At 52.2% G+C, this 21,293-nt stretch carries 17 protein-coding genes; 1 reads left to right on the top strand and 16 read right to left on the bottom strand.

The window, feature by feature from the left end; genetic code table 11:
* Nucleotides 1–24: 24 nt before the first annotated feature.
* From adiC to hemP, 14 genes are all read right to left on the bottom strand, one after another.
* On the bottom strand, nt 25–1,362 hold the full coding sequence (gene adiC, locus ACO7SM_RS19825) for an arginine/agmatine antiporter (RefSeq protein ID WP_490468920.1): 1,338 nt from the start codon (nt 1,360–1,362) through the stop codon (nt 25–27).
* Nucleotides 1,363–1,498: 136 nt separating this feature from the next.
* Nucleotides 1,499–2,260, bottom strand: coding sequence for an AraC family transcriptional regulator (locus tag ACO7SM_RS19820; RefSeq protein WP_490468919.1), 762 nt, complete (start codon nt 2,258–2,260; stop codon nt 1,499–1,501).
* A gap of 312 nt (nt 2,261–2,572) precedes the next feature.
* Nucleotides 2,573–4,840, bottom strand: coding sequence for an arginine decarboxylase (gene adiA, locus ACO7SM_RS19815; protein ID WP_490470987.1), 2,268 nt, complete (start codon nt 4,838–4,840; stop codon nt 2,573–2,575).
* A 297-nt stretch (nt 4,841–5,137) separates the two neighbouring features.
* Nucleotides 5,138–5,770 (bottom strand): DUF2238 domain-containing protein, encoded by a 633-nt coding sequence (locus ACO7SM_RS19810; RefSeq protein ID WP_490468918.1) that lies wholly within the window; start codon nt 5,768–5,770, stop codon nt 5,138–5,140.
* A 111-nt stretch (nt 5,771–5,881) separates the two neighbouring features.
* Entirely contained in the window at nt 5,882–7,528 is a 1,647-nt protein-coding gene (gene fumA, locus ACO7SM_RS19805; protein ID WP_203359229.1) for a class I fumarate hydratase FumA, read from the bottom strand.
* Nucleotides 7,529–7,623: 95 nt separating this feature from the next.
* Entirely contained in the window at nt 7,624–8,964 is a 1,341-nt protein-coding gene (gene dcuB / locus ACO7SM_RS19800) for an anaerobic C4-dicarboxylate transporter DcuB (protein WP_490468917.1), read from the bottom strand.
* A 745-nt stretch (nt 8,965–9,709) separates the two neighbouring features.
* Nucleotides 9,710–10,429 (bottom strand): two-component system response regulator DcuR, encoded by a 720-nt coding sequence (gene dcuR / locus ACO7SM_RS19795; RefSeq protein ID WP_490468916.1) that lies wholly within the window; start codon nt 10,427–10,429, stop codon nt 9,710–9,712.
* A complete protein-coding gene (locus ACO7SM_RS19790) occupies nt 10,426–12,057 on the bottom strand; it encodes a sensor histidine kinase (RefSeq protein ID WP_490468915.1) in 1,632 nt (543 codons plus the stop codon). The genes dcuR and ACO7SM_RS19790 overlap by 4 nt, the downstream gene beginning before the upstream one ends.
* A gap of 152 nt (nt 12,058–12,209) precedes the next feature.
* The gene (locus tag ACO7SM_RS19785; protein ID WP_490468914.1) at nt 12,210–12,989 is read right to left on the bottom strand and encodes a heme ABC transporter ATP-binding protein; all 780 of its coding nucleotides are present in this window, start codon (nt 12,987–12,989) and stop codon (nt 12,210–12,212) included.
* Nucleotides 12,982–13,974 (bottom strand): FecCD family ABC transporter permease, encoded by a 993-nt coding sequence (locus tag ACO7SM_RS19780; RefSeq protein WP_490468913.1) that lies wholly within the window; start codon nt 13,972–13,974, stop codon nt 12,982–12,984. The genes ACO7SM_RS19785 and ACO7SM_RS19780 overlap by 8 nt, the downstream gene beginning before the upstream one ends.
* On the bottom strand, nt 13,974–14,795 hold the full coding sequence (locus tag ACO7SM_RS19775) for a heme/hemin ABC transporter substrate-binding protein (protein WP_490468912.1): 822 nt from the start codon (nt 14,793–14,795) through the stop codon (nt 13,974–13,976). Before ACO7SM_RS19775 ends, ACO7SM_RS19780 begins: the two co-directional genes overlap by 1 nt.
* Nucleotides 14,792–15,820 carry a hematinate-forming heme oxygenase ChuS gene (gene chuS / locus ACO7SM_RS19770; protein ID WP_490468911.1) on the bottom strand — a complete coding sequence of 343 codons (1,029 nt, stop codon included), beginning with the start codon at nt 15,818–15,820 and terminating at the stop codon, nt 14,792–14,794. The genes ACO7SM_RS19775 and chuS overlap by 4 nt, the downstream gene beginning before the upstream one ends.
* Before the next feature lie 47 nt (nt 15,821–15,867).
* Nucleotides 15,868–17,853, bottom strand: coding sequence for a TonB-dependent hemoglobin/transferrin/lactoferrin family receptor (locus ACO7SM_RS19765; protein ID WP_490468910.1), 1,986 nt, complete (start codon nt 17,851–17,853; stop codon nt 15,868–15,870).
* 76 nt (nt 17,854–17,929) lie between these two features.
* Entirely contained in the window at nt 17,930–18,157 is a 228-nt protein-coding gene (gene hemP / locus ACO7SM_RS19760) for a hemin uptake protein HemP (protein ID WP_490468909.1), read from the bottom strand.
* Nucleotides 18,158–18,741: 584 nt separating this feature from the next.
* Between hemP and ACO7SM_RS19755 the strand changes: the two genes are divergently transcribed.
* The gene (locus tag ACO7SM_RS19755; protein WP_490468908.1) at nt 18,742–19,071 is read left to right on the top strand and encodes a LysR family transcriptional regulator; all 330 of its coding nucleotides are present in this window, start codon (nt 18,742–18,744) and stop codon (nt 19,069–19,071) included.
* Between the two features lie 65 nt (nt 19,072–19,136).
* On the opposite strand, the gene ACO7SM_RS19750 is transcribed toward ACO7SM_RS19755, so the two are convergent.
* Both ACO7SM_RS19750 and ACO7SM_RS19745 read right to left on the bottom strand, forming a co-directional pair.
* Complete coding sequence (locus tag ACO7SM_RS19750) at nt 19,137–20,060, bottom strand: LysR family transcriptional regulator (protein ID WP_490468907.1); 924 nt, start codon at nt 20,058–20,060, stop codon at nt 19,137–19,139.
* Nucleotides 20,061–20,154: 94 nt separating this feature from the next.
* Nucleotides 20,155–21,291 (bottom strand): HlyD family secretion protein, encoded by a 1,137-nt coding sequence (locus ACO7SM_RS19745; protein WP_490468906.1) that lies wholly within the window; start codon nt 21,289–21,291, stop codon nt 20,155–20,157.
* Nucleotides 21,292–21,293: the final 2 nt, after the last annotated feature.

Genomic DNA, 21,293 nt, shown 5'->3' with positions numbered 1-21,293 from the left:
CCGGGCAACAACGAATGACGAAGGTTAATTACGGCTAACCGGTGCATCCAGCGGATACGGATTTTTGTGGATCCGGTTGTAGTTCAGCGCGTACAGCGCGGTGATGATCATCAACGTCACGAACGACCACATCACCTCTTTCGCGCCGGAGCCGACCACCGCCCAGACGCAGTAGACAAACGCCACAAACGTCACCAGCAGGTAGAACGGACGCGCTTTACCAAAGTGGCCGTGACCCAGCAGCAGTAGGGCGGCACAGGTATACAGGTACGGCACCAGCGTAAAGATGACCGACACCGAAGAGACCAGACCGAACTCTTTTGCCGCGTTGGGGGACATGCTGCTGAACTGGAAAATCGTCATCAGAATACCGACAATAATCAGCCCGGCGACCGGGGTTCCTGCTTTGTTCACGCGGGCGAAAATAGGTGGAAATAGCCCGTCGTCGGCGGCCGCTTTTGCCGTCTGACCCGCAAGCAGCGTCCAGCCGCCCAGAGAACCTAAGCAGCCCGCTGCCGCGCAGAAGGAGACAATGGCGCCAGCAGTATTCCCCAGCGCCATGCGTGCGGCGTCACCGAAAGGCGACGCTGAAACACGCAGGGCAGCGTTGGGGATCATCCCCATGATGGCCGTGGTAGAGAGGACGTAACACACGGCGGCAATCAGCACCCCGCCAATGGTGGCAATGGGGACGTTGCGTTTTGGGTTTTTCACCACGCCGGCCGCCACGGAGGCGCTTTCTACCCCAATAAACGACCACAGTGTGACGCTCAATGTGCTTTGGATCGCGCCAAAGGTGTTCATGCCGCTGACGTTCCAGGCGGCCATATAGGTTTCACCCCGGAACCAGAACCAGCCAAAGACCGCGATGCCCACGATAGGCACCAGCGCCAGGACAGTCGCAACAGCCTGCACGCGGGTGATCATTTTTGGCCCAACAATGTTCAGCAGAACGAAGATCCACAGAACCACGACGCAGGTGAGCGTTAGTACCAGCGGATCTTTGAGGATCGGGAAGAAGTAGCTCAGATAACCGACGCCAATAACCACCATGGCAATGTTACCGATCCAGCAGGCTAGCCAGTACAAAACGTTGGTTTGATAACCCAAAAAAGGGCCGAAGCAGCGGCGTGCGTAAGCGTAGGAGCCACCGGGACTGGAGTCTAAGGACGACATTTTGGCGTAGACCATCGACAGCGCCAGTGCGCCGATAATCGTGACCAACCATCCGTAGATTGCAATCCCGCCGGTTGAAGCAAGGTTTGCGGGAAGCAGGAATACGCCTGAACCCATAATGTTCCCCGACACCATAAGGGTGACGGGGATTAAGCCCACTTTGTGAGCATCAGCATCCGTCGACATGTTTATCTCCTGGAAAGGTGAATCGCTACGTTAAAGTACGACGTATGATACGCCCTCAGAAGACCGCTTATTTATTATGGGGCGGGGTTATCGCCAATGCTGATATTATTGTGGCTCATCGTAAATCAGGGGGTGATTAAATAACCTGGCGCGCCCGGTGCTGGCTGACATAATTCAGTGGCGTCATGCCATAGAACTCTTTAAACACCGATATAAAGTACGATGTACTGCTATATCCGCACAGTTGAGAAACCTGTGAGATATTTTTTCCGTCCATGAGTAATTGATTCAAAGCGTAACGCATACGACAAGTTGTGATAATTTGGCTATAACTTGTGTTTTCATTTTTGAGCTTTTTCTTTAACAAGCTCGGGCTTAAACATAAACAACTGGCGACCATGCTCAGGTTCCAGTCTTTATGGATATCGCTCTGAATGATGTGATAAACACTGTCGCTGATGCGGCTGCGTAGCATATGCATTAATAGCGAAATAAATTTTTTGCTGTCGAGAAAGCGTGATAGCACGGTGAACAGCAGCGAGCGAGTGCGTTCCTTTTCACTCTCATTGTGTGATTCCTCCAGACTGTGTGCGGCTGCGACGCGGAACACATCCGGCGTCAGGCACGCGGCAGTCAGTAACGGCGTAGCGGAGCGTTGCCAGACCGGAACCTGTGAAAGATCTTTATTTAAAAAACGCAGATAGTCTTTAATGATGTCACGACTGATGTGCACCACCAGAGAATTATTGAGCGAAGAAATATCAATGATGTTATTTTCGCAGGCAAGCAACGCCATATGGTTTGCCTTTAAATTCACTGCCTCTTTGCCATTGACTCTCAGCCAGACATCTTTCTCAGTTAATACCACTATGCAAGGTTTGTTGCTGCAAATTCTCATACCCGAACTCCTGGAATATGAACATAAAATACCGGATCTCGCCAAAGGAGAGAGATACCGGGAGTAATTTCAATTGTATGATGAATCAAGTGCTGCAATAAAATAGCGTGCCTGAATAGAATTACAATACCCAGGGTGATTATGAGTGTGTACATAATTTTTTACGCATCGCGCCCGACGATTTTTGCGCAAAAAAAAAGCGCGGGGGGGCCCGCGCAAAAGGTATGACAGTGTTATTGTTTTGCAGCATTACTCAGGAACCACAGAGACACGTCATCCTCAAACTTCAAAACAGACAGTTGTGTTGTGGCATTACGCCTTCACGCACATGACGTGATACACACCATCAATAATTTCCGTTCCTTCGGTTTCATGCTCAAAGCCAGGGAAGTGATGGTCCCAGGACTGCAGTGAGCGTAAGTAGCTCACCTGCGGGCTGTTTTCATCACCAAAGTTTTCCCCTGACAGCAGCATCGGGATACCTGGCGGGTAAGGAATGACGGCGTTCGCCGCAATACGACCCGGCAGGTTTTCAATGGCCACCATTTCAACGTTGTTGTTGACGATGGCGTCCCAGGCATCGCGCGGCGTTATCTCAGCGGTCGGCAGACCGGAGTAAGCGGCGTTGAGGCGCGCGCCGGGATTATTTTCACGCAGCCAGCTAAACATGGTGTCACCGAGATCGTGAATGCCCATGTTCGCGTAAGTGTCAGGATAGTTCTGCGCCAGTTCCGGCATTACCTGCGCCAGCGGCGTGTTGGCGTCATAATGATGTTTGAAAGAGCATAAGGTGTTGATCAGCGTCCCCCATTTGCCACGGGTGACCCCCATAGAGAACAGGAACATAATCTGGAAGTCGGTGGTTCGGGTCGGCACAATCCCATGACGGCCAAGCCAGGCGGTCACCAGCGCGGCAGGCACCCCTGTCTCTTCCAGTTCGCCGTCATCACCCATCCCCGGTGCCAGAATACTGACTTTTATCGGGTCGAGCATGCTCCAGTTATCCGGCAGATCCTTAAAGCCGTGCCAGGATTCGCCAGGATGCATGACCCAGCAATCCTGCTCAGTGGCCAACAGTTGTCTCGGGGCATCAGCAAAGTCGTAGGTTTTTCCGGTTGCCGGGTCAGTGACGACCTCTTTGTTCCACGGTTTAAAGAACCACTGCCCATCTGCGGCGAATTCGTTGTACAACCGCGCCATGGCCTGGCGGAAGTCGATCGCTTCTTCGATAACCTCCTGGGTTAGCGACAGGCCGCTGTTTCCATCCATCATGGAAACCGCCACATCGTTGGAGGCGCAAATCGCATACAGCGGCGAGGTGGTGGCGTGCATCATGTACGCCTGGTTAAAGCGGGAGAAGTTGATCGCGCCTCGACCTTCACGTACGTGGATGTAAGAGGCCTGCGAGAGCGCATTCAGTAATTTGTGGGTGGAGTGGGTGGCGAAAACGGTCGGGCCGCTGTGATCGCCCGGTTGACCGCGCATGGCGTAGTGGTCGGCGTAAATCGGGTTGAAACGGGCATAACCGTACCAGGCTTCGTCGAAGTGCAGGCGGTCAGTGGTTTGCGCCAGCAGCGCCTGCGCCTCTTTGGCGTTGTAGCAGACACCGTCATAGGTGCAGTTGGTGACCACGCTGTAGGAGGGTTTTTGCCCCGCTTTGTCTTTGGTCAGCGGGCTTTCGCTGATTTTTTTCTGCAACGTTTCCGGCTGCATTTCTTGCGGGTAGATAGGCCCGATAATGCCGTAGCGGTTACGGCTCGGCACCATATAGACCGGTTTTGCGCCCGTCAGGATCAGCCCCTGTTCGATGGATTTGTGGCAGTTACGATCCAGCACCACCACGTCGTTGGCGGTCATGCAGGCCTGCATGATAGTGCGGTTAGAACCGGAGGTTCCCACCACCACGGACCAGGAACGGTCGGCGCCAAAGACGCGAGCCGCATTTTTCTCACTCTCGCCAAAGGCGCCAGTATGGTCGAGTAAGGAACCCAGTGTGGTTCGTTCGATCCCCATGTCGCTACGGAACAGATTTTCGCCATAGTAATCATGGTAAAAACGACCGGCTGGCGTTTTGGTAAAACCGACGCCGCCCTGGTGGCCAGGCGCTGCCCAGGAGTATTCGTGGATGTCGCTGTATTTCATCAGCGCGTTGAACAGCGGCGGCAGGAGTTGCTGACGATAACGGGTCATTGCGGCGATGGCGCGCCCGGCAATAAAGTCTGCGGTGTCTTCCAGAATCCAGGCGAATTCATCGACAAGCTCCAGCAGGTCGCGACCCAGCGATGCCGTCGCTTTTTCCCTGTCGCCTAACAGGAAAACCGGGACGTTTTGCTGGCGTTCGTGAAGCTTGCCGATCAATTGCCTGACGTTCTGGTGTTCATCCTGCTGTTCCATTTGGTAGCTGAACATTAGACAGTCAATGGCTTCATTGGCGGACAGGATGGCGTAACCGTCATCGAAAGACGTGGACTTAATGACGGTGACGTTTTGCCGACTTAAGGCGTCTGCCAGACGTTCGACGGCGCTACCGACCCAGGTGTCCTGGTGCAGAAACTCACTTTCAACAATTAATACTTTCATCATCTCTTACCCGTTGTGGAGGTAATGCAATTTGCGGATTGCAGACACACCGTATGAATGTGACGCGGGCAAGTATTATCCTGAGAAAGAGAGCGTGTAAAGTGAGTGAAAAATGCGCGACTTTTAATTTTTTAGTTTAATAAACAACGTATTAAATTGAGATGATAACGTTTTAGTTACGTGGTTTATCGACAGGTGAACTATTTTTTTGGCTGATAATGATATCGCTCCGGGGCTGTGCGAACGTGTTATCCGGCCTCTGTCTACTGGCCGGATAAGCGCGGTGTCATTCCAGGGTCAGAAACCCGGTAGCAGTGAGTAGCGTCGTAGCTGGCGGCAATGGTAACCGGCCAGCAGTATCACCGTGGTTAATGCGCCGAGCAGGGCGCAGAACATATCTGACTGGGTATCCCACGGATCGCCCTGAGTGCCGAGGAAGTCATCTGCCCCCTGACCCATCGCCAGTGCCGCCCACCATTCGATAAGCTCATAGGTCGCGCTGATGGCCAGTGCTACGCAGCACACCAAAAAGGCCAGCATTTTACGGCCACGGACAATGTGGCCGCGCAGCAAAATCTCGCGCGCCGTCAGGGCAGGGACTAACCCCTGGAAGAAATGGCCTAATTTGTCGTATGGATTGCGGCTGAGTCCCAGCCATTCCTGGACGTCGAATCCCATCGGGACTTTGGCGTAGGTGTACATGCCGCCGACCATCAGAATGATGGCGTGTAAGAAAATGAGCGTATAGAGCAGGGGCGTCAGCGGGTAGCGTTTCGCCGTTGCCAGCAGCAGCGGGACGACAATAATCACCGGCGTGACTTCCATCAACCAGGTGAGTTTCTCCCCGGCAGAGAGGCCGGTATAGAGGAGAATCAGCCCTAAAATGAGAGCGCCAGCGTGTAACATCAAGGGATTAAGCGTGCGGGTCATGATGATTTCGTGACTCAAAGGAAAAGGTCACTATTCACCGACGTGGGGAAAAATTCAACGCCTGTATTTCACAGGAAAAAAACGGCCCGATGGGAAACCGGGCCGGGATGGTTATTTCGCGCAGTTAGCGCACTGCTTGCTAACGATCTGCTGGAAGAAATCGTTGCCTTTGTCATCCACGAGGATGAAGGCCGGGAAATCTTCTACTTCGATTTTCCAGATTGCTTCCATACCCAGTTCCGGATATTCGACACATTCCAGATGCTTGATGCTCTGTTGCGCCAGAACGGCCGCCGGGCCACCGATACTGCCCAGATAGAAGCCGCCATGTTTGTGGCAGGCGTCGGTCACCTGCTGGCTACGGTTGCCTTTTGCCAGCATGATCATGCTGCCGCCGTGCGATTGCAGCAGATCGACGTAGGAGTCCATACGACCCGCGGTGGTTGGGCCCAGGGAACCCGACGGGTAGCCAGCCGGTGTTTTGGCCGGGCCTGCGTAGTAGATCGGGTGATCTTTAATGTACTGTGGCAGACCTTCTCCTGAGTCAATACGCTCTTTCAGCTTCGCGTGGGCAATGTCACGCCCGACGATGATGGTGCCCGTCAGTGAAAGGCGAGTGGAGACCGGGTACTGTGATAGTTGGGCGAGGATCTCTTTCATCGGGCGATTGAGGTCAACGTTGACCACTTCACCTTCACCTGCCTGGCGCAGGGATTCCGGAATGTACTGGCCCGGATTCTGTTCCAGTTTTTCGATCCAGATACCGTCGCGGTTGATTTTGGCTTTAATGTTACGGTCTGCGGAACAGGAGACGCCCATCCCCACCGGACAGGATGCGCCATGACGCGGCAGACGGATCACGCGGATATCGTGAGCAAAGTATTTACCGCCAAACTGGGCGCCGAGGCCGAGTTTTTGCGCCTCTTCCAGCAGTTCCTGCTCCAGTTGAATGTCGCGGAACGCCTGCCCGTGCGCGTTGCCTTCGGTCGGCAGTTCGTCGTAGTAGTGCGTGCTGGCGAGTTTCACCGTTTTCAGGGTGCTTTCCGCAGAGGTGCCGCCAATGACAAACGCGATATGGTATGGCGGGCAGGCCGCGGTTCCCAGAGTACGCATTTTGTCGACGAGGTAGTTTTTCAGTTTGCCTGGGGTCAGCAGGGCTTTGGTTTCCTGATACAGATACGTTTTGTTCGCGGAGCCACCGCCTTTGGCGATGCAGAGAAATTTGTATTCATCGCCGTCAACGGCGTAGAGGTCGATTTGCGCGGGCAGGTTGCTGCCGGTATTAACCTCTTTGTACATATCTAACGCGGCGTTTTGCGAATAGCGCAGGTTGTCTTCGATATAGGTGTTATACACGCCTTTTGACAGCGCGGCTTCGTCGCCACCGCCCGTCCAGACACGCTGGCCTTTTTTACCCATGATGATCGCAGTGCCGGTATCCTGGCAGGTCGGCAACACGCCTTTCGCCGCGATTTCTGAGTTTCTTAAGAATTGCAGCGCGACGTATTTATCGTTTTCGCTGGCTTCGGGGTCGTGAAGAATAGAGGCGACTTGCTGCTGGTGTGCTGGGCGGAGCATAAAGGAGGCGTCATGGAAGGCTTGCTGGGCCAGCAGCGTAAGGGCTTGCGGCTCGACCTTCAGAATCGACTCTCCTTCGAAGTCGCTAACGCTAACGTGCTCGGAGGTCAGCAGATAGTACTCTGTTTTGTCTTTCCCCATCGGGAAAGGCGCCTGGTAAGTGAATTCAATTTTTGACATTTGCTTCCAGCCTGTTCGTTTTTATCAGGAATGTAACATTCACTGTCTATTTCGAGGTGCGTGCCGCGCTTAACGGTGCGGCACGCGAGGTGTGGTTACAGGAACCCGTACATGGCAGCGAAGACCCAGCCAAATACGCAGGAGACGCTCACGCCGATCAAACCCGGCATAATGAAGCTGTGGTTGATCACGAAGCGACCAATGCGGGTGGTGCCGGAACGGTCAAATTGAATGGCCGCCAGATCGCTCGGGTAGGTCGGCAGAATATAGTAGCCGTAGCACGCAGGTGCTGAAGCCACGATATACGCCGGATCGACGCCGATTGCCAGTGCCACCGGAACGATAGCCGCCAGCGCTGCTGCCTGAGAGTTTACAAACTTGGAAACCAGCAGCAGAACAATCGCATAGGCCCATGGATACTCTTTCACCATCTCACCCAGCACGCCCTGGATTTCATCCATATGCGCGCCGAACATGGTTTCTGCCATCCAGGCAATACCGTACACCGCCACGATGGCTATCATACCTGAACGGAATACTTCGTTTTTTGAGATAGAAGCAGGATTGGTTTTGGTCAGGATAATAATGAGCGCACCGGTCAGCAGCATAAACATCTGAATGACCAGAACCATGGACAGCGGTTTGCCGCCAAAGGACGGACGCAGATCAGAGAAGGCGCCCAGTACAGCAACGATTGCGATAGAGGCCAGGAAGATCCACATCGCCAGCCAGTTGCTCTTCGGCAGTTTTTTGTCTAACAGCGTTGCGGTATCGCCGTACACGTAATGGTGGTTTTCCGGAACGGAAATAAACTTCTGAAAATCTTCGTCTTTATCCAGATCTTTACCACGGAACCAGCTAAAGATACCGATAGCCAGTATACCCAACAGCGTGGAAGGAATCGTGATAGAGAGCAGGTCAAGGAATTCCAGATGCTTGCCTTCGAAGGTCACATTACCCAGCATCGCTACCAGTGATACCACTGCAACGGAAACCGGGCTGGCGATGATCCCCATCTGCGCACCGATGGAACTCGCGGCCATTGGACGTTCCGGGCGAATATTGTTCTTAATCGCAACGTCGTAGATGATTGGCAGAATGGTGTACACCACGTGGCCCGTACCGCAGAGAATGGTCAGCGTACAGGTTACAAAGGGTGCCATGATGGAGACATATTTCGGGTTGCGGCGCAGTAACTTCTCCGCAATCTGCAACATGACGTCCAGACCGCCGGAAGCCTGCAAGGTCGCCGATGCTGCCACCACCGCGATGATAACCAGCATAACGTCGACCGGTGGTTTACCCGGCTGAAGATGGAAAACAAAAACCAGAATGACAAGGCCGATACCGCCTAACAAACCCAGCGCGATACCGCCCTTTCTGGCGCCATAAAACAGACACACTAATATAATGAGAAGTTGTATACTAAATAACATTTATTTACCCTCGCGAAAAACCCAGTCAATTTTGTTAAATGGCTCACTGACAATTTTTGATTTCCTGTAGACATATCAAAAATTGGCAAATATTCGTTATCTCTGCATTTGCGATTAATGCAATGCCAGATTCTTTAGGAAATTATTAAAAATGTTTAAGTTATTATAGTTCTTTTCAGAGATGAGCACTCTCTGGCGATGGGGCGCAGGGCTTTTAATGACGAGCAGTGGCTGGCGTTGTCGTTTTTGTATGTTATTCCAGTTATTCAATAACATATCATCAGCGCTACCTCTTCTGCTATTACGTAAATCACAGCTAAAAGAGAAAGTTATTTTATTTATGTGATCACAGTCACGCCGGAGTATTGAATTATAATCCGGGAATGTAGAATCAGTCGTCTGCTCACAAAAAGATACGGTATTCATAAGATGTAGCATGTTCTCCATTGCTACTTATTTTAAATTACCTGAAGTATTTAGCTAATTCAGGCAAGTCCTTTTTTAATAAAAATACACACTCTGTAAGTTAGATAATACTTAAATAACTTTTGTTAGCGCTTATGAAATTAAAAACAACGAGGCGTAAATCAATTATAAGATACTGAATTAAATGCCGTATTACGGCCCAGTTTGATCTGGCACAAGCTTTGTATTGGGGTAATTAAATCTAAGACCTGGTAATTTTTCATTATTGTAATAATTTTTACGATTATATAACGAATAACCCCAGGTCTGCATTTTCTTTTTACTGACAATATTGCTTAAGTAACGAGTAATGCTCAGCCTGAATACGATAACGGTAAACCGGTCTGCCGGTGACGCCATAATGAATACTGGTAAACAATATATGGCAGTTCACCAGCCAAATAAGGTACTTTCGGCAGGAAACACGAGATATATTAACCTCGTTTGCCAATTCATCAGTGGAAAATTCCATTTCCTGGTGAGCGTCTATCCACTGGCACAGCGTGCGCAGCGTTTGCGGCGTCAGACCCTTTGGCAGACGTCGGTTATCCTGCTCGCTGGAGGCGCTGCCGTGAATGAGTTGGTCGAGTTCTGACTGTTCATAGTACTGACGTTTTTCCATCGCGACTTTTCGTTGCCGCCAGCCCGTCAGCGCCTCTTCGAAGCGGGACGCCTGAAAAGGTTTAATCAGATAATCGACCACACCGTAATGGAGGGAGTCTTTGATGGTGGTGGCATCGGCTGCTGAAGATATAACAATGACATCGCATTTGTAGCCCGCACTGTGCAGGATCGGCAACAGATCCAGCCCATTTTCCTTTTGCATATAAATATCCAGCAAAATCAGGTCAATAGGATTTTCGCCATTGAAGATGATCTCTTTTGCTTTCTCCAGCGTGGAGGCGGTTCCGCAACAATGAAAGCCAGGGATTTGCGCAACATAGCGACGGTTTAGCTCCGCTACCATTGCGTCGTCATCAACAATTAAGACATTGATCATACACGGGTCCTCTCCCCATCCCAGGGTAACTGTACATAAAATTGTGTAAAGATCCCAGGTTCTGACTCGACGGAAATGTGACCGCCAATACTTTCAACCTGTTGTTTTACTAAAGATAAACCCACACCGCGTTCGGTTCCCTTTGACGAGACGCCTTTCTCAAAAATGTGAGCGATACGCTCGGGTTCGATGCCCGGGCCATCATCATTCACTTCGCAGTGTAGAAAACCATGCCGATAATGTAAGGATACGCTGATTTCGCCGCCGGGCGTTTGATCGAACGCCTCCAACGCGTTATCAATCAAATTACCCAAAACGGTAATCAACACAGTGACTTGATCTTCATTGCTGCACTCCGGCAACTGGCTTTCATTACTGACAACCAGACTGTGCCCTAAATCGGAGGTGCGATTCATCTTACTGAGTAAAAAACCTGCGATGACGGGGGACTTTATTTTCCCCAGCAGTGAGCCGATCTCTTCCTGATAGTTATTCGCGGTCTTCAGAATATAATCTTCCAGCTGCTTATAACTCTTCAGATGCAATAATCCCAGAATCACATGCAATTTGTTCATAAATTCGTGGGATCGTTCACGGAGTGCATCCGCGTAGTTGACCATACCGTCCAGTCGTTGCATGAGCTGGCGAACCTCGGTTTTATCCCTGAAGGTTGAGATTGCGCCGATGATTTTTCCATTGCTGCGTACCGGGACGGTGTTGATTAACAGCAACCGGTCTTTGATGGTTATCTCTTCGTCGCGGCGTGGTTTACCGTCGCGAAGCACTTCGCTGAGATCCACAACCTGCGACCAGGCATGGCTGAGGGTGGAGAGCTGCGCATCGTCCTGGGATTTCCGCCAGGCGAGCAGTTCCTGCGCCGCCTGATTTATCAGCGTCACTTCGCCGCTGCTGTCGACCGCGATCACCCCCTCTTTTATGGATTGCAGCATCGCCTGACGCTGTTCAAAAAGCGTGGAAATCTCGTAGGGTTCCAGGCCAAACAGAATGCGTTTTAGCACCCTGACCAGCACGTAAGCGCCTAACAGACCGACCAGGGCGCCAAATAAAACAGACCAGATAATGCTCCAGCGGCTGTTGTTGATTTGCTCGGTGACCCGACTGAGTTCGAGGCCAATGGCGACGACGCCGATCTGTTGATGGTTTTCGTCATAGATGGGGGTGAATACCCGCAGCGCTTTCGCCAGAAAACCGCGATTGATGGCCACGTTTTCTTTTCCCTGTAGGGCCAAAAGAATGTCGTCGCCTTTAAACGGTTTGCCGATGCGCTGGGCTTCGGGGTGCGAGTAGCGGATGCTCTGCATATTGGTGATCACGACAAACAACAAATCGTTACGCTTACTGACGGCTTCGGCAATCGCCTGAAGACCGCTTTCTTCGGGTTTTTTCTTGAGGCCGCGACGAACTTCCGGGGAATCTGCCAACGTCCGCGCCACCGCCAGTGCTTTATTCGCCAGTGCGTCGCGGGTCATCTGGCTGATTTGTGAGAAGTAAATCAGATGGACAACCAATAGCACGGAGAACAGCACGGCGCTGACCATCAGTATCACCGTTGTACCGAGTTTCATGGGCCGTTTACGCACAGCGAGGCGTTGCAGGGAGTGTCTCATCGCAGTCCTGGATTCACGAATCGTAAGGGTATTATCCCTGATGGGCTGCGTAATTCAAAGGCGCCAGGTTTTTTCTGGCGCCGGAGTAACATAATTAACGACCTGTAAAACCTCGGGATTTGCGGGTCGACCGCCTGAACCCGGTGGACATATTAAGGGGTCAGGAAGACCTGTGGCGTTGCGGCGTCGGGATGCGGGCCAACCTGAACGTCGGCGCCGTACCAGCGGGATAACGTTTCGCGTTGCAGAACGTCGATGGGCGTACCTTCAGAGACGATCCGGCCTTCATGCAGCAATAGAATGCGATCCGCCCACAGTGCCGCCAGATTGAGATCGTGCAACACCACGCAAACGTGAAGTTGTCCCTGCCTGGTGAGCGATTTAAGCAACCGGAGCAAATGCTGCTGATGAAACAGATCCAGCGCAGAGGTGGGTTCATCCAGAAACAGCCAGCCGCGGGGGGAACCTTCGCGCCACAGTTGCGCCAGCGCACGCGCTAACTGCACACGCTGTTGCTCGCCGCCGGACAGCGCAGCATAACGCCTTCCCGCCAGCGACAGGCATTCGGTCAACTGCATCACCTGATGAATCACCGACGCTTCAGGCTGTGGCGTCCAGGGCATTCGCCCCATCCCAATGACGGTTTCGACTGGCCAGTCGAAACCCACCTGCGTTTGCTGGAGCATGACGGCGCGGTAGCGCGCAAGGGTTTGCGCTGACCACTGCGCCAGCGGTTTGTCCGCTAACAAACAGCGACCGCGCGCCGGGGGAATATAGCCTGTGAGCAGTCGTAGCAGCGTTGATTTTCCCGCACCGTTGGGGCCAATAAGCGCCAGTAATTCCCCCTTCGCAAGGCTAACAGACACGTCACGAATCACGGGTCTGTTGGCAACCGTATAGCTTATCTCTTCGGCAATGAGGCGTTCAGCCATGTTGTCCTCCCCGGCGAAAAATAAGCCACAGGAACCAGGGGGCGCCCAACATGCTGGTCAGGAGTCCGACCGGCATTTCTGCCGGGGCAACCAGCGTGCGGGCAAGCGTATCGGCAACGAGTAACAAAAACGCACCGGCCAGCACAGAACCCGGGATAACCGCCCGGTGGTCTGCGCTTAACCCCATGCGAATCACATGCGGAACGACCAGACCGATAAACCCAATGACCCCGCTGATGGCGACCGCCGCGGCGACCAGCAACGCGCTGCAAACCAGTAAAATACGCTGAACAGTGCGGACATCGACGCCCAGATAATGGGCCTCTTCGTCGCCCAGTTGCAGGAGATTAAGCGTGGTTGCCAGACGCCAGATGATCACGACCGTGGGGAGCATCAGAGAGCTCACCGCCAGCAGCGTTGACCACTGCGCCTGACCGAGACTTCCCATTCCCCACAGCGAAAGCTGGCGGAGTTGCGCGTCGTTACTGAGCCACGACAGAACGCCTACCGCCGCGCCGCACAAGGCGTTGATAGCGATACCGACGAGCAGAAGACGCGAAAGCGAGCCATGATGCTGCCGGCTGAGCAAAAAAATCACGATCGTCGCCACCAATGCCCCAACGAACGCCGCCAGCATTGGGGCGTAAAGCATCAGCAGCGGGGACAAGGTGAATGGCAGGACTACCCACAGCGCAACGGCAAGCGCCGCGCCGCTGCTGATCCCAAGCAGGCCGGGGTCGGCAAGCGGATTGCGAAAAAGCCCCTGCATGACGCAGCCTGCCAGCGCCAGCGAACCGCCGATAACCAGCGCGAGCAGCACTCTGGGCAAACGAATGGTCAACCAAATCTGACGTAAGGCATCATCACCTTCCCGCCAGAGCAGGTTCACCGGCAGGCGCAGCGCGCCAAAGCCGCTCGCCAGCACGGTCGCCAGCGCCAGTATCAGCGCCAGCGTATACAGAGAGAACGTGATATGCCGTGGCATCAGGGCAACGACTCCGCTTTGCTGCGTAGCTGCTGGATAGCCTGCGGAGTGCGCACGCTAAAGCCGAGCAGCGCCATTTCATCAACTGCCAGCACCTGCTTATGGCGACCCGCAGGCGTTTGCGCCAGTCCGGGCAGTTTCCACAGGTTTTCTTCACCGCCCAGGGCCGCGAGGCCTTCTTTAGGTATCACCACAAGATCAGGCTGACTGGCGATAACCCCTTCCTGAGAAAGTGGCTGGTAGCGAGAGAATCCCTGCATGGCGTTGTGTAATCCCGCCGCGCGAATGGCGGCGTCAGCTCCCGTTTGCTGTCCGGCCGCCATCGCATTCATCCCGCCGTGATTCAGAATAAATAGCACACGTTTATTGAGCGGTGTCGTTGGCAGGGCAGTGATTTCCTGATGCAACGTTTTTCGCAGAGCCTCGCCTTGTGCTACCCGATGGGTGGCCTTCGCGATGATCTGGACTTTCTCATCAATGACGCTGAGATCGCTGCGACCCGGCAGGGTAATCACCTGAACCTTGCTTTGCTCAAGCTGTTTGAGAACCAGCGAAGGCTGCGCCTGGCTGCTGGCCAGCACAAGCGTAGGGCGCATGGCGAGTAGTCCCTCGGCATTAAGCTGGCGCAGATAACCCACATCAGGCAGGGCAGTGGCCTCCAAAGGCCACTGGCTGGTGCTGTCACGGGCGACAAGCGAGGACTGCGCCCCGAGCGCATAGACTATCTCGGTGACATCCCCCCCGAGGGCGACAATCTTATCTGCCGTGGCAGCAAAAGTGCTCAGCGGCAGTGCGACAATCAGGGCGAGCCATTTTTTCATGCCGCCAGTCCTTTAGGCGCAAGGGCATCGATCTGCTTACGCCATTGTGATTGCTCCGGCTCGCCTTCACTCCGTTGACCGTAGAGTTGGGCAATTTGCGTGCCGTCATGTGCAAAAAGCTCGAGGCTGGTGACGTGGCCGTCAGCGGTCGGTTTTCGCGTTATCCAGCTCTCGGCAATCTTCTCTTCCAGCAGATGCAGCGTAAAGGTTGGATTAAATATGTTCAGCCACCCCTTCATTGGCACCACTTTTTCGACAACGCCAGTAAAGATTTGCACACATCCTTTGTTACCGACGAAGACCATGATTTCGTTACCGTCCTGGCGGGCCGCGTTAAGGATCTCCGCCAGCGCACTGTTCGACACTTTACAGGCCAGATCGTCAGCAACCTGTTCAAACGCCTGCTGACGGGTCAGGTTATGCCGTTTTAGCAGGGTGAAGAACTGGTGAACGTCGGTCATCGCACGCCACTCTTTTTCAATAGTACCTGCCTCTGTCTGTGGCGCGCTGGCGGGGGCGTCGGCCACTTGTAGCGCCAGCGGTGGGTTCTCTTCAGAGATAAAACGGTGCAGGACGTCATTCCATGCCGGGATTTCCGTGTTGTCGGTCGCGTACACTTTCAGTACGGCATCCCCGTGATAGTCAAAGAATTGAATGCTTTGGCGCTCGCCACGGGCGCTTGTTTCCTTGACATGGAACACCCAGGCCCACTGATTCAGAAACAGGCGCAGATCGAGCGCTCGCGGGTTAAGTACCAGTCCGGCGTGGCCGCTCAGATGCTGGTGGGTGAAGGCGCCAACCTGTTCATGCACCGCGTATTCGTTGCGGCAAATGCATTTTGTTTCGCCAACGGCTTCCAGCGCAGCGAGGAGTTCGCGGATGTCACCGTGCAGTCTACGGGCATCATGACCGACGCGGGCAAACGTCAGTTCGGCTTCGCTGATATTCATCAGACCCGCGATATCGCGCGCGTATTTTCCCGGGTTCTGTTCTTTTAGCTCAAGCCAGCGAGTGTAGTGATTCATTGTCTCTTCCTTCCAGATAATAGCCCCGGCGAACCGGGGTGCGATGATTACCATTGATAGCTCACGAAAATTTTGCCGTTACGGCCATCCTGCGGAATACCCTGCGGCGACCAGTACTCTTTATCGAAGGCGTTGCCCAGTACGAGTGTGGTGGTCATGCCTTTCAACGCTTGTTGTCCCTGGTAGCTGACGTAAAAATCGTTTACGGCATAACCCGGCTGTTTACTGTATTCGCTGCTGATGTGCGTTGAGCGATCGGCAAAGGTGCCGACCCAGCCGACGGAGAAACCGCTTTGTGCCACCGGCACGTTGAGCTTGCTGGTGACGGTGTCCGGGTTAATGCTGGAGATATATTCGCCAGTATCCGTATCTTTGCCACGCGTGCGGTTGTACGCGACATCAAGGCTGAACAGGTCAGTCGCGTATTTTGTCATCACGTCCCAGCCCCAGATTTTGGCGTTCGGCACGTTGTAAGACATGGTGGTGGCTGCGGCGAAGTCGACGGATGTGGAGATATAATCCTTCGCGTTGGTATCAAAGTAGCTGGCCTTAAACTCCAGAGCGTCGTTGGACAGCATCAGGTCGTTAAAGCGCAGCCCAAAACCATACTCCTGCGTTTCGTTCGTTTCCGGGCGCAGATTCGGATTCGGTATCCAGTAGTTAGTGTAGAAGCTGCCGATAGAGAAATGTTTGGCGTCGTTATACATTTCGCCCATTGTCGGCGCGCGGAATGCCTGAGCATAAGAACCAAACAGCATCAGCCAGTCGGTGGGGCTGACGGTCATCCCGGCACGCGATGACCATTTGTCTGCATCGACATCATCATAACCGTCGCTGCTGCCACGGTAGTTGTCATAACGCGTGCCGCCGAGTAGCGTAACGGGCAGGTCGCGCAGGGTGATTTCATCCTGTAACCAGCCAGAGCTGAAGTCGATTTTCGCTTCCGGGAATCCGGTCGTGGCGCCGCCGGGATGTTGTTCCTGGCGGTAATATTCGCCGCCGTACGTCAGCAGATGAGAGGCAAAAGAGTCGCTGAAAAGACGGCTGCGGTTTTCAACTTTGCCGCCTTTGGTCGTCTGTTTGCGAAATTCACCGGTGCTGTCGATATTCTGCGTGTTAATGCGGGCTTCAGACCAGTACGCGCTAACATCGGCGTTCAGCCAGTCATTACCTTGCGGGGCAAGTTTATAAGACATCTGCATATCACGCTGGATTGTCGAACGGTCCACCATCGGATTACTGCCGCTTGAGGCTTCAATGGTTTGTGGATTCTTCGGTTCCTGCGCAGCATTATTGTAATAGCGCAGTGAGCCGCTCAGCGACTGGGCCTCGTTAATCTGCCAGGCACCTTTCGCCAGCATATTATTGATGGACTCATCGTTGGGCGCGGTAGAACCATCACCCTGACGCAAATCGCCGCGATCGCGGCCAGACCATGCCACCAGACCGTCCAGATTATCGCTGCGACCAAAAGCGCTGGCACCCATACCCAGACTGTGATCGCCGGTGCCGCCGGTGCCAAAGACGCGGAATCCGCTGTTTTGCCCTTCCTGGAGTAGATCGTTGGCATCGGCCGTCTCATAGGCGATGACGCCACCCAGCGCGCCGCTGCCGTACAGCAGCGCTGAAGGCCCACGCACAACTTCAATACGTTTAATCAAGGCAGGGTCGAGGAACGTGCTGTTGAGATGCCCGGTGTCGGTTCCCTGACGGACACCATCAACCAGAATCAATACACCACGGCGGTCATAGCCGCGCAAGTTGACATCCTGACCATTCGTGCGTCCCGTCCCATTCAGGGTGATGCCAGGGACGCTCCGCAGCAGGTCAGCGGCAGAGCTGGCGGTCTGGTTTTCGGGATCGGACGTCTCAATAACGCTGACCATCATCGGCGCCTCGAAAGCGCTGCGGGCGTTGCCGGTCGCGGTGACGGTCATATCGTCTGTGGTTGCGTAAGCCGCCCCAGGCAAGGCGCTGGCGATGATGATTGCCAGTAGCGATGGGCGCAAAGAGGCAGATTGCAGGCGTAACATAACAACTCTCCATAAGGAAATTGAAAAGTGCTGGCTGCCTGGGGTGACCTGGGTGGCTGGCGAAAAATAGGCTGTTTTATTTAGTCAGGATCAGTTTTCCGGATTGCGTCTGGCGCAGCAGGTAATGTTGACCTTTATGTTCAATCAGCACCCATCCCTCTTCGCCAAGCAGCATCTTGCTGTCTATCTGGCGCTTCGTGCGAGAAGGGGAGAGCGGCGTCGTGTCTTTAATGTGTTGTGCTGCCGTAGTGTTAAGCATACCAGGCACGTCCGTTATGAAAATGATAACAAGAATGATTATCATAAAGATCAAGTTTTGCATCAAGAGTTATTTCGCAAAATTGTGTCTGGATCAATTTTGCCGGAGTAAGAGCGCTGGACTTCCTGAGCAGGGCCGGTGTTGAGGGGCGGGGTTGCGTTGTCAAAAAACCTCTCTTCTGTGGGATACGACGCTGACTTCGCATTTGAGTTGCGCTGGTGTGCTGTTCCTGAACCAGGGAACGGGAATTGAGTGTTGAAGTCTCTGGCTCTATGACAATTTTGGAATAATAGTATTCACTGTTTTGCATCTTTTAATTGTTTATCTTTTTTGTGGTTTTGGTACTCTCTTAAACATTCATCAGGACGACTCCTGAGTTGAATTTGTATTAATTGTTCATGTCAGTATTTAATAACGCGCTAACTATTTTGATTTGCAAAATAGTTTAATTAATCTGTGGTGTTGGAGTTATTCCTTATTATCGATGTTGACTCCGCAATAAATCGCCACGTTACTCAACTATATCTGGATGGATATAGTTTTGTTTTATAACTTCATAGCGCTAATGATTGTTTGTTCAATCATTTAAAATACTTATATTTTATGTTGTTATATGAGAGGCTAATTGAGTGAACATTGAGAATAATGAAATGCTTGAAAAACATGACTTTGAGTATCTTAAAAATATTGACTTTAATTCTGCACTCTACTTTTCTGCGGTGATGAGCTATAAAACGATATTTAATGCCAGCGTGGTGTTGAACTGTTCAGCACCCACAGTGAGTATAATGCTCAAACGCTTTTGCTCTTACTTTCCCGTACCGCTTTTTGAAAGGGAAGGGCGTTGCCTGCGTCCAACTAAATACGCGGTAGAACTGGATAAAATGATCGGGGAAACCTTTTTGAAATTTGCTCTGGCGGTGAATGACGACTCCCGCAAAGCAAAGGCGTTTGCATGAGTATTACTTGCACTCTTCACTTATAACAGCAGAGCTGCGTCAAATGGCATAGTGACCTGCTGTTGTTACGGTTTATTTTCCTGTGCCATTAGCTCAATAATATAATCTAACGATGATTGTACGCGGAATGGCAGGTTCTTCCGGCTTCTATAAATGACATAGCAATCAATATAAATGCCCCATTCTGGAGGCAAGACGGCCTGTATTCCGCTGGTATCTTTCAGAAGTAAATCGGACGTGACCATGTATCCCATCCCATTCCGGCAGCAATTGATGGCGGTGTAAACATTGTCAAACTTTAGTTTTCCCGTAACGGCGACCGATTTTACTTCTGCAGTCTCTGCATTCGCAAACTCAAAAATATTTTCATAGCTGTTATTCGCCATTGAACTTAACAAAATGAAAGGATGCCGGGATAACTCATCTGGCGTAGTGAAAGGATGGCGTTCGCGAAACTCTGGGGTTGCAAAGACATCCATCCGTATGCGTTTTACTTTTCTGGCGATCAAATTCTGATTATGCGGTGGCGAATAGGAGATCAGCATATCGCAGGAATTATTAAAACTTACGCCTTTAAAGTAGTCGGCTTTATAGTGATTCGATGTTGTTATTGTTACGTTCAAATCGGGGAATCGTTGAAACAAGGGCGGCAGAATATTTTCTGCAAGATAAGCCTGCATACCTGAAGGGGAAAAGATGTTTACTTCGCCCGAAGGGGCTTTCTTGTAATGCTCAACCAGTTCAAAGAGCTCATCATTTTCAAAAATGTGCTTTCTAATGCGAGGCAGCAGCGTTTCGCCGAAGGCGGTTAGCCTGACAGGTCGACTCTCCCTATCAATTATTTTAATGCCTAACGTTTCTTCCACTGCCGCAATGCTTTTACTGATGCTGGCCTGGGTCAGACCAGCATTTTTCGCAGACAGACTGAAACTCTTCGTTTCAACAAGATCCAGCAGTATTTTTAAATCTCTGATTTTTAATTGTTTCATTATGTCTGTTCTGTAAACATTGTGCCTTGTTTCCAGTGTAGATGATCTACGACCTGAAATAATTACCCGACATCAACAAGGCACAATGAACTGCTTAATGGTCCAGATAGAGGTAATGCATCCAACTGGTCATACGCAGTAATACTTTACGCATAATGGCCACATGAGAAAAATGATCTGAATAGACGGCCACTTGCGCGTATATGCCATCCGGTAAAGCATCAATACTCTCATCCGGATTCAGATCAATAAGGGCGAGAACACCTTCAGTACCCGGCGTAGCCGTCAATGATTGTAATGCCCCTTGAGCCTGATACGAACCGCCTGGAATTGCCGGAAGTACGCTTGCCAGTTTTCCTGTGAATACCTGGCCGGGTAAAGAGTTGAACACGATCTCGGCTTCATCGCCGGCTTTTAAACGCAACAATGAGTTCTGGCGGAATTGCGCCACGATCTGCCGTTTTTGTTTGGGGATAAACACCATTACCGGACGCAGCGGTAACGCCGCTGCAAATGTACCCGGGCGGATCAACACCTGAGTGGCGTAGCCATCGCTCGGTGCGCGGACAACCGTCTGCTCTAAATCAAACTTTGCTTCAGCAAGTTGGGCGCGCAGGCTGGCAACCTGCGATTGTTCGCCATTGAGGAGGCTATCAAGCTGGCTTTTGATTTGTGCCTGCTCTGCAACGGATGACTTTACTGCCGCATCCTGAGCGAGGTAGCTTTGCCGTGCATGATCGATATCGCTTTCTGAAAACGGATTCACCTTTGCCTTACTGCCCTGTAAATAGCGTTGGTAATCTTTGTACAAGCGATCGCGCTGTGCCGTTGCCGTCGCCGTATTGGCGATGGTTTCATCCAACTGCGCCTGTAGCGAATCAGTATTATGGATTGCAGTGACAATATCGGCTTCCAGTTTTGCAACGCGGGCCTGGAAGCGAGTCGGATCCAGTTCAAAAAGGACTTCGCCTTTTTTGATCAGTTCGTTTGGCTTATCCGTGACCTTACGCACAATCCCCGTCACCTGTGGCGTAATCGGAACGGATATCACCGCTTTTTGCGCCTTAAAGGTATAAGGGTGGTTATAGTTCATTAATAGAATCAGGGCACCAACCAGAAAGATTCCACCCAGAGCTGCTGTTGGGATACTCCATTTATTGACAGGAATCTTGAATATTTTAAAGACCAGCCAGGCCAGAGCCACGTAAGTCAGAATAATTAATAAATCCACAA

The organism is Citrobacter sp. LJND-P06 (assembly GCF_058188415.1).
This window is presented reverse-complemented; position numbering and strand designations above follow the sequence as displayed.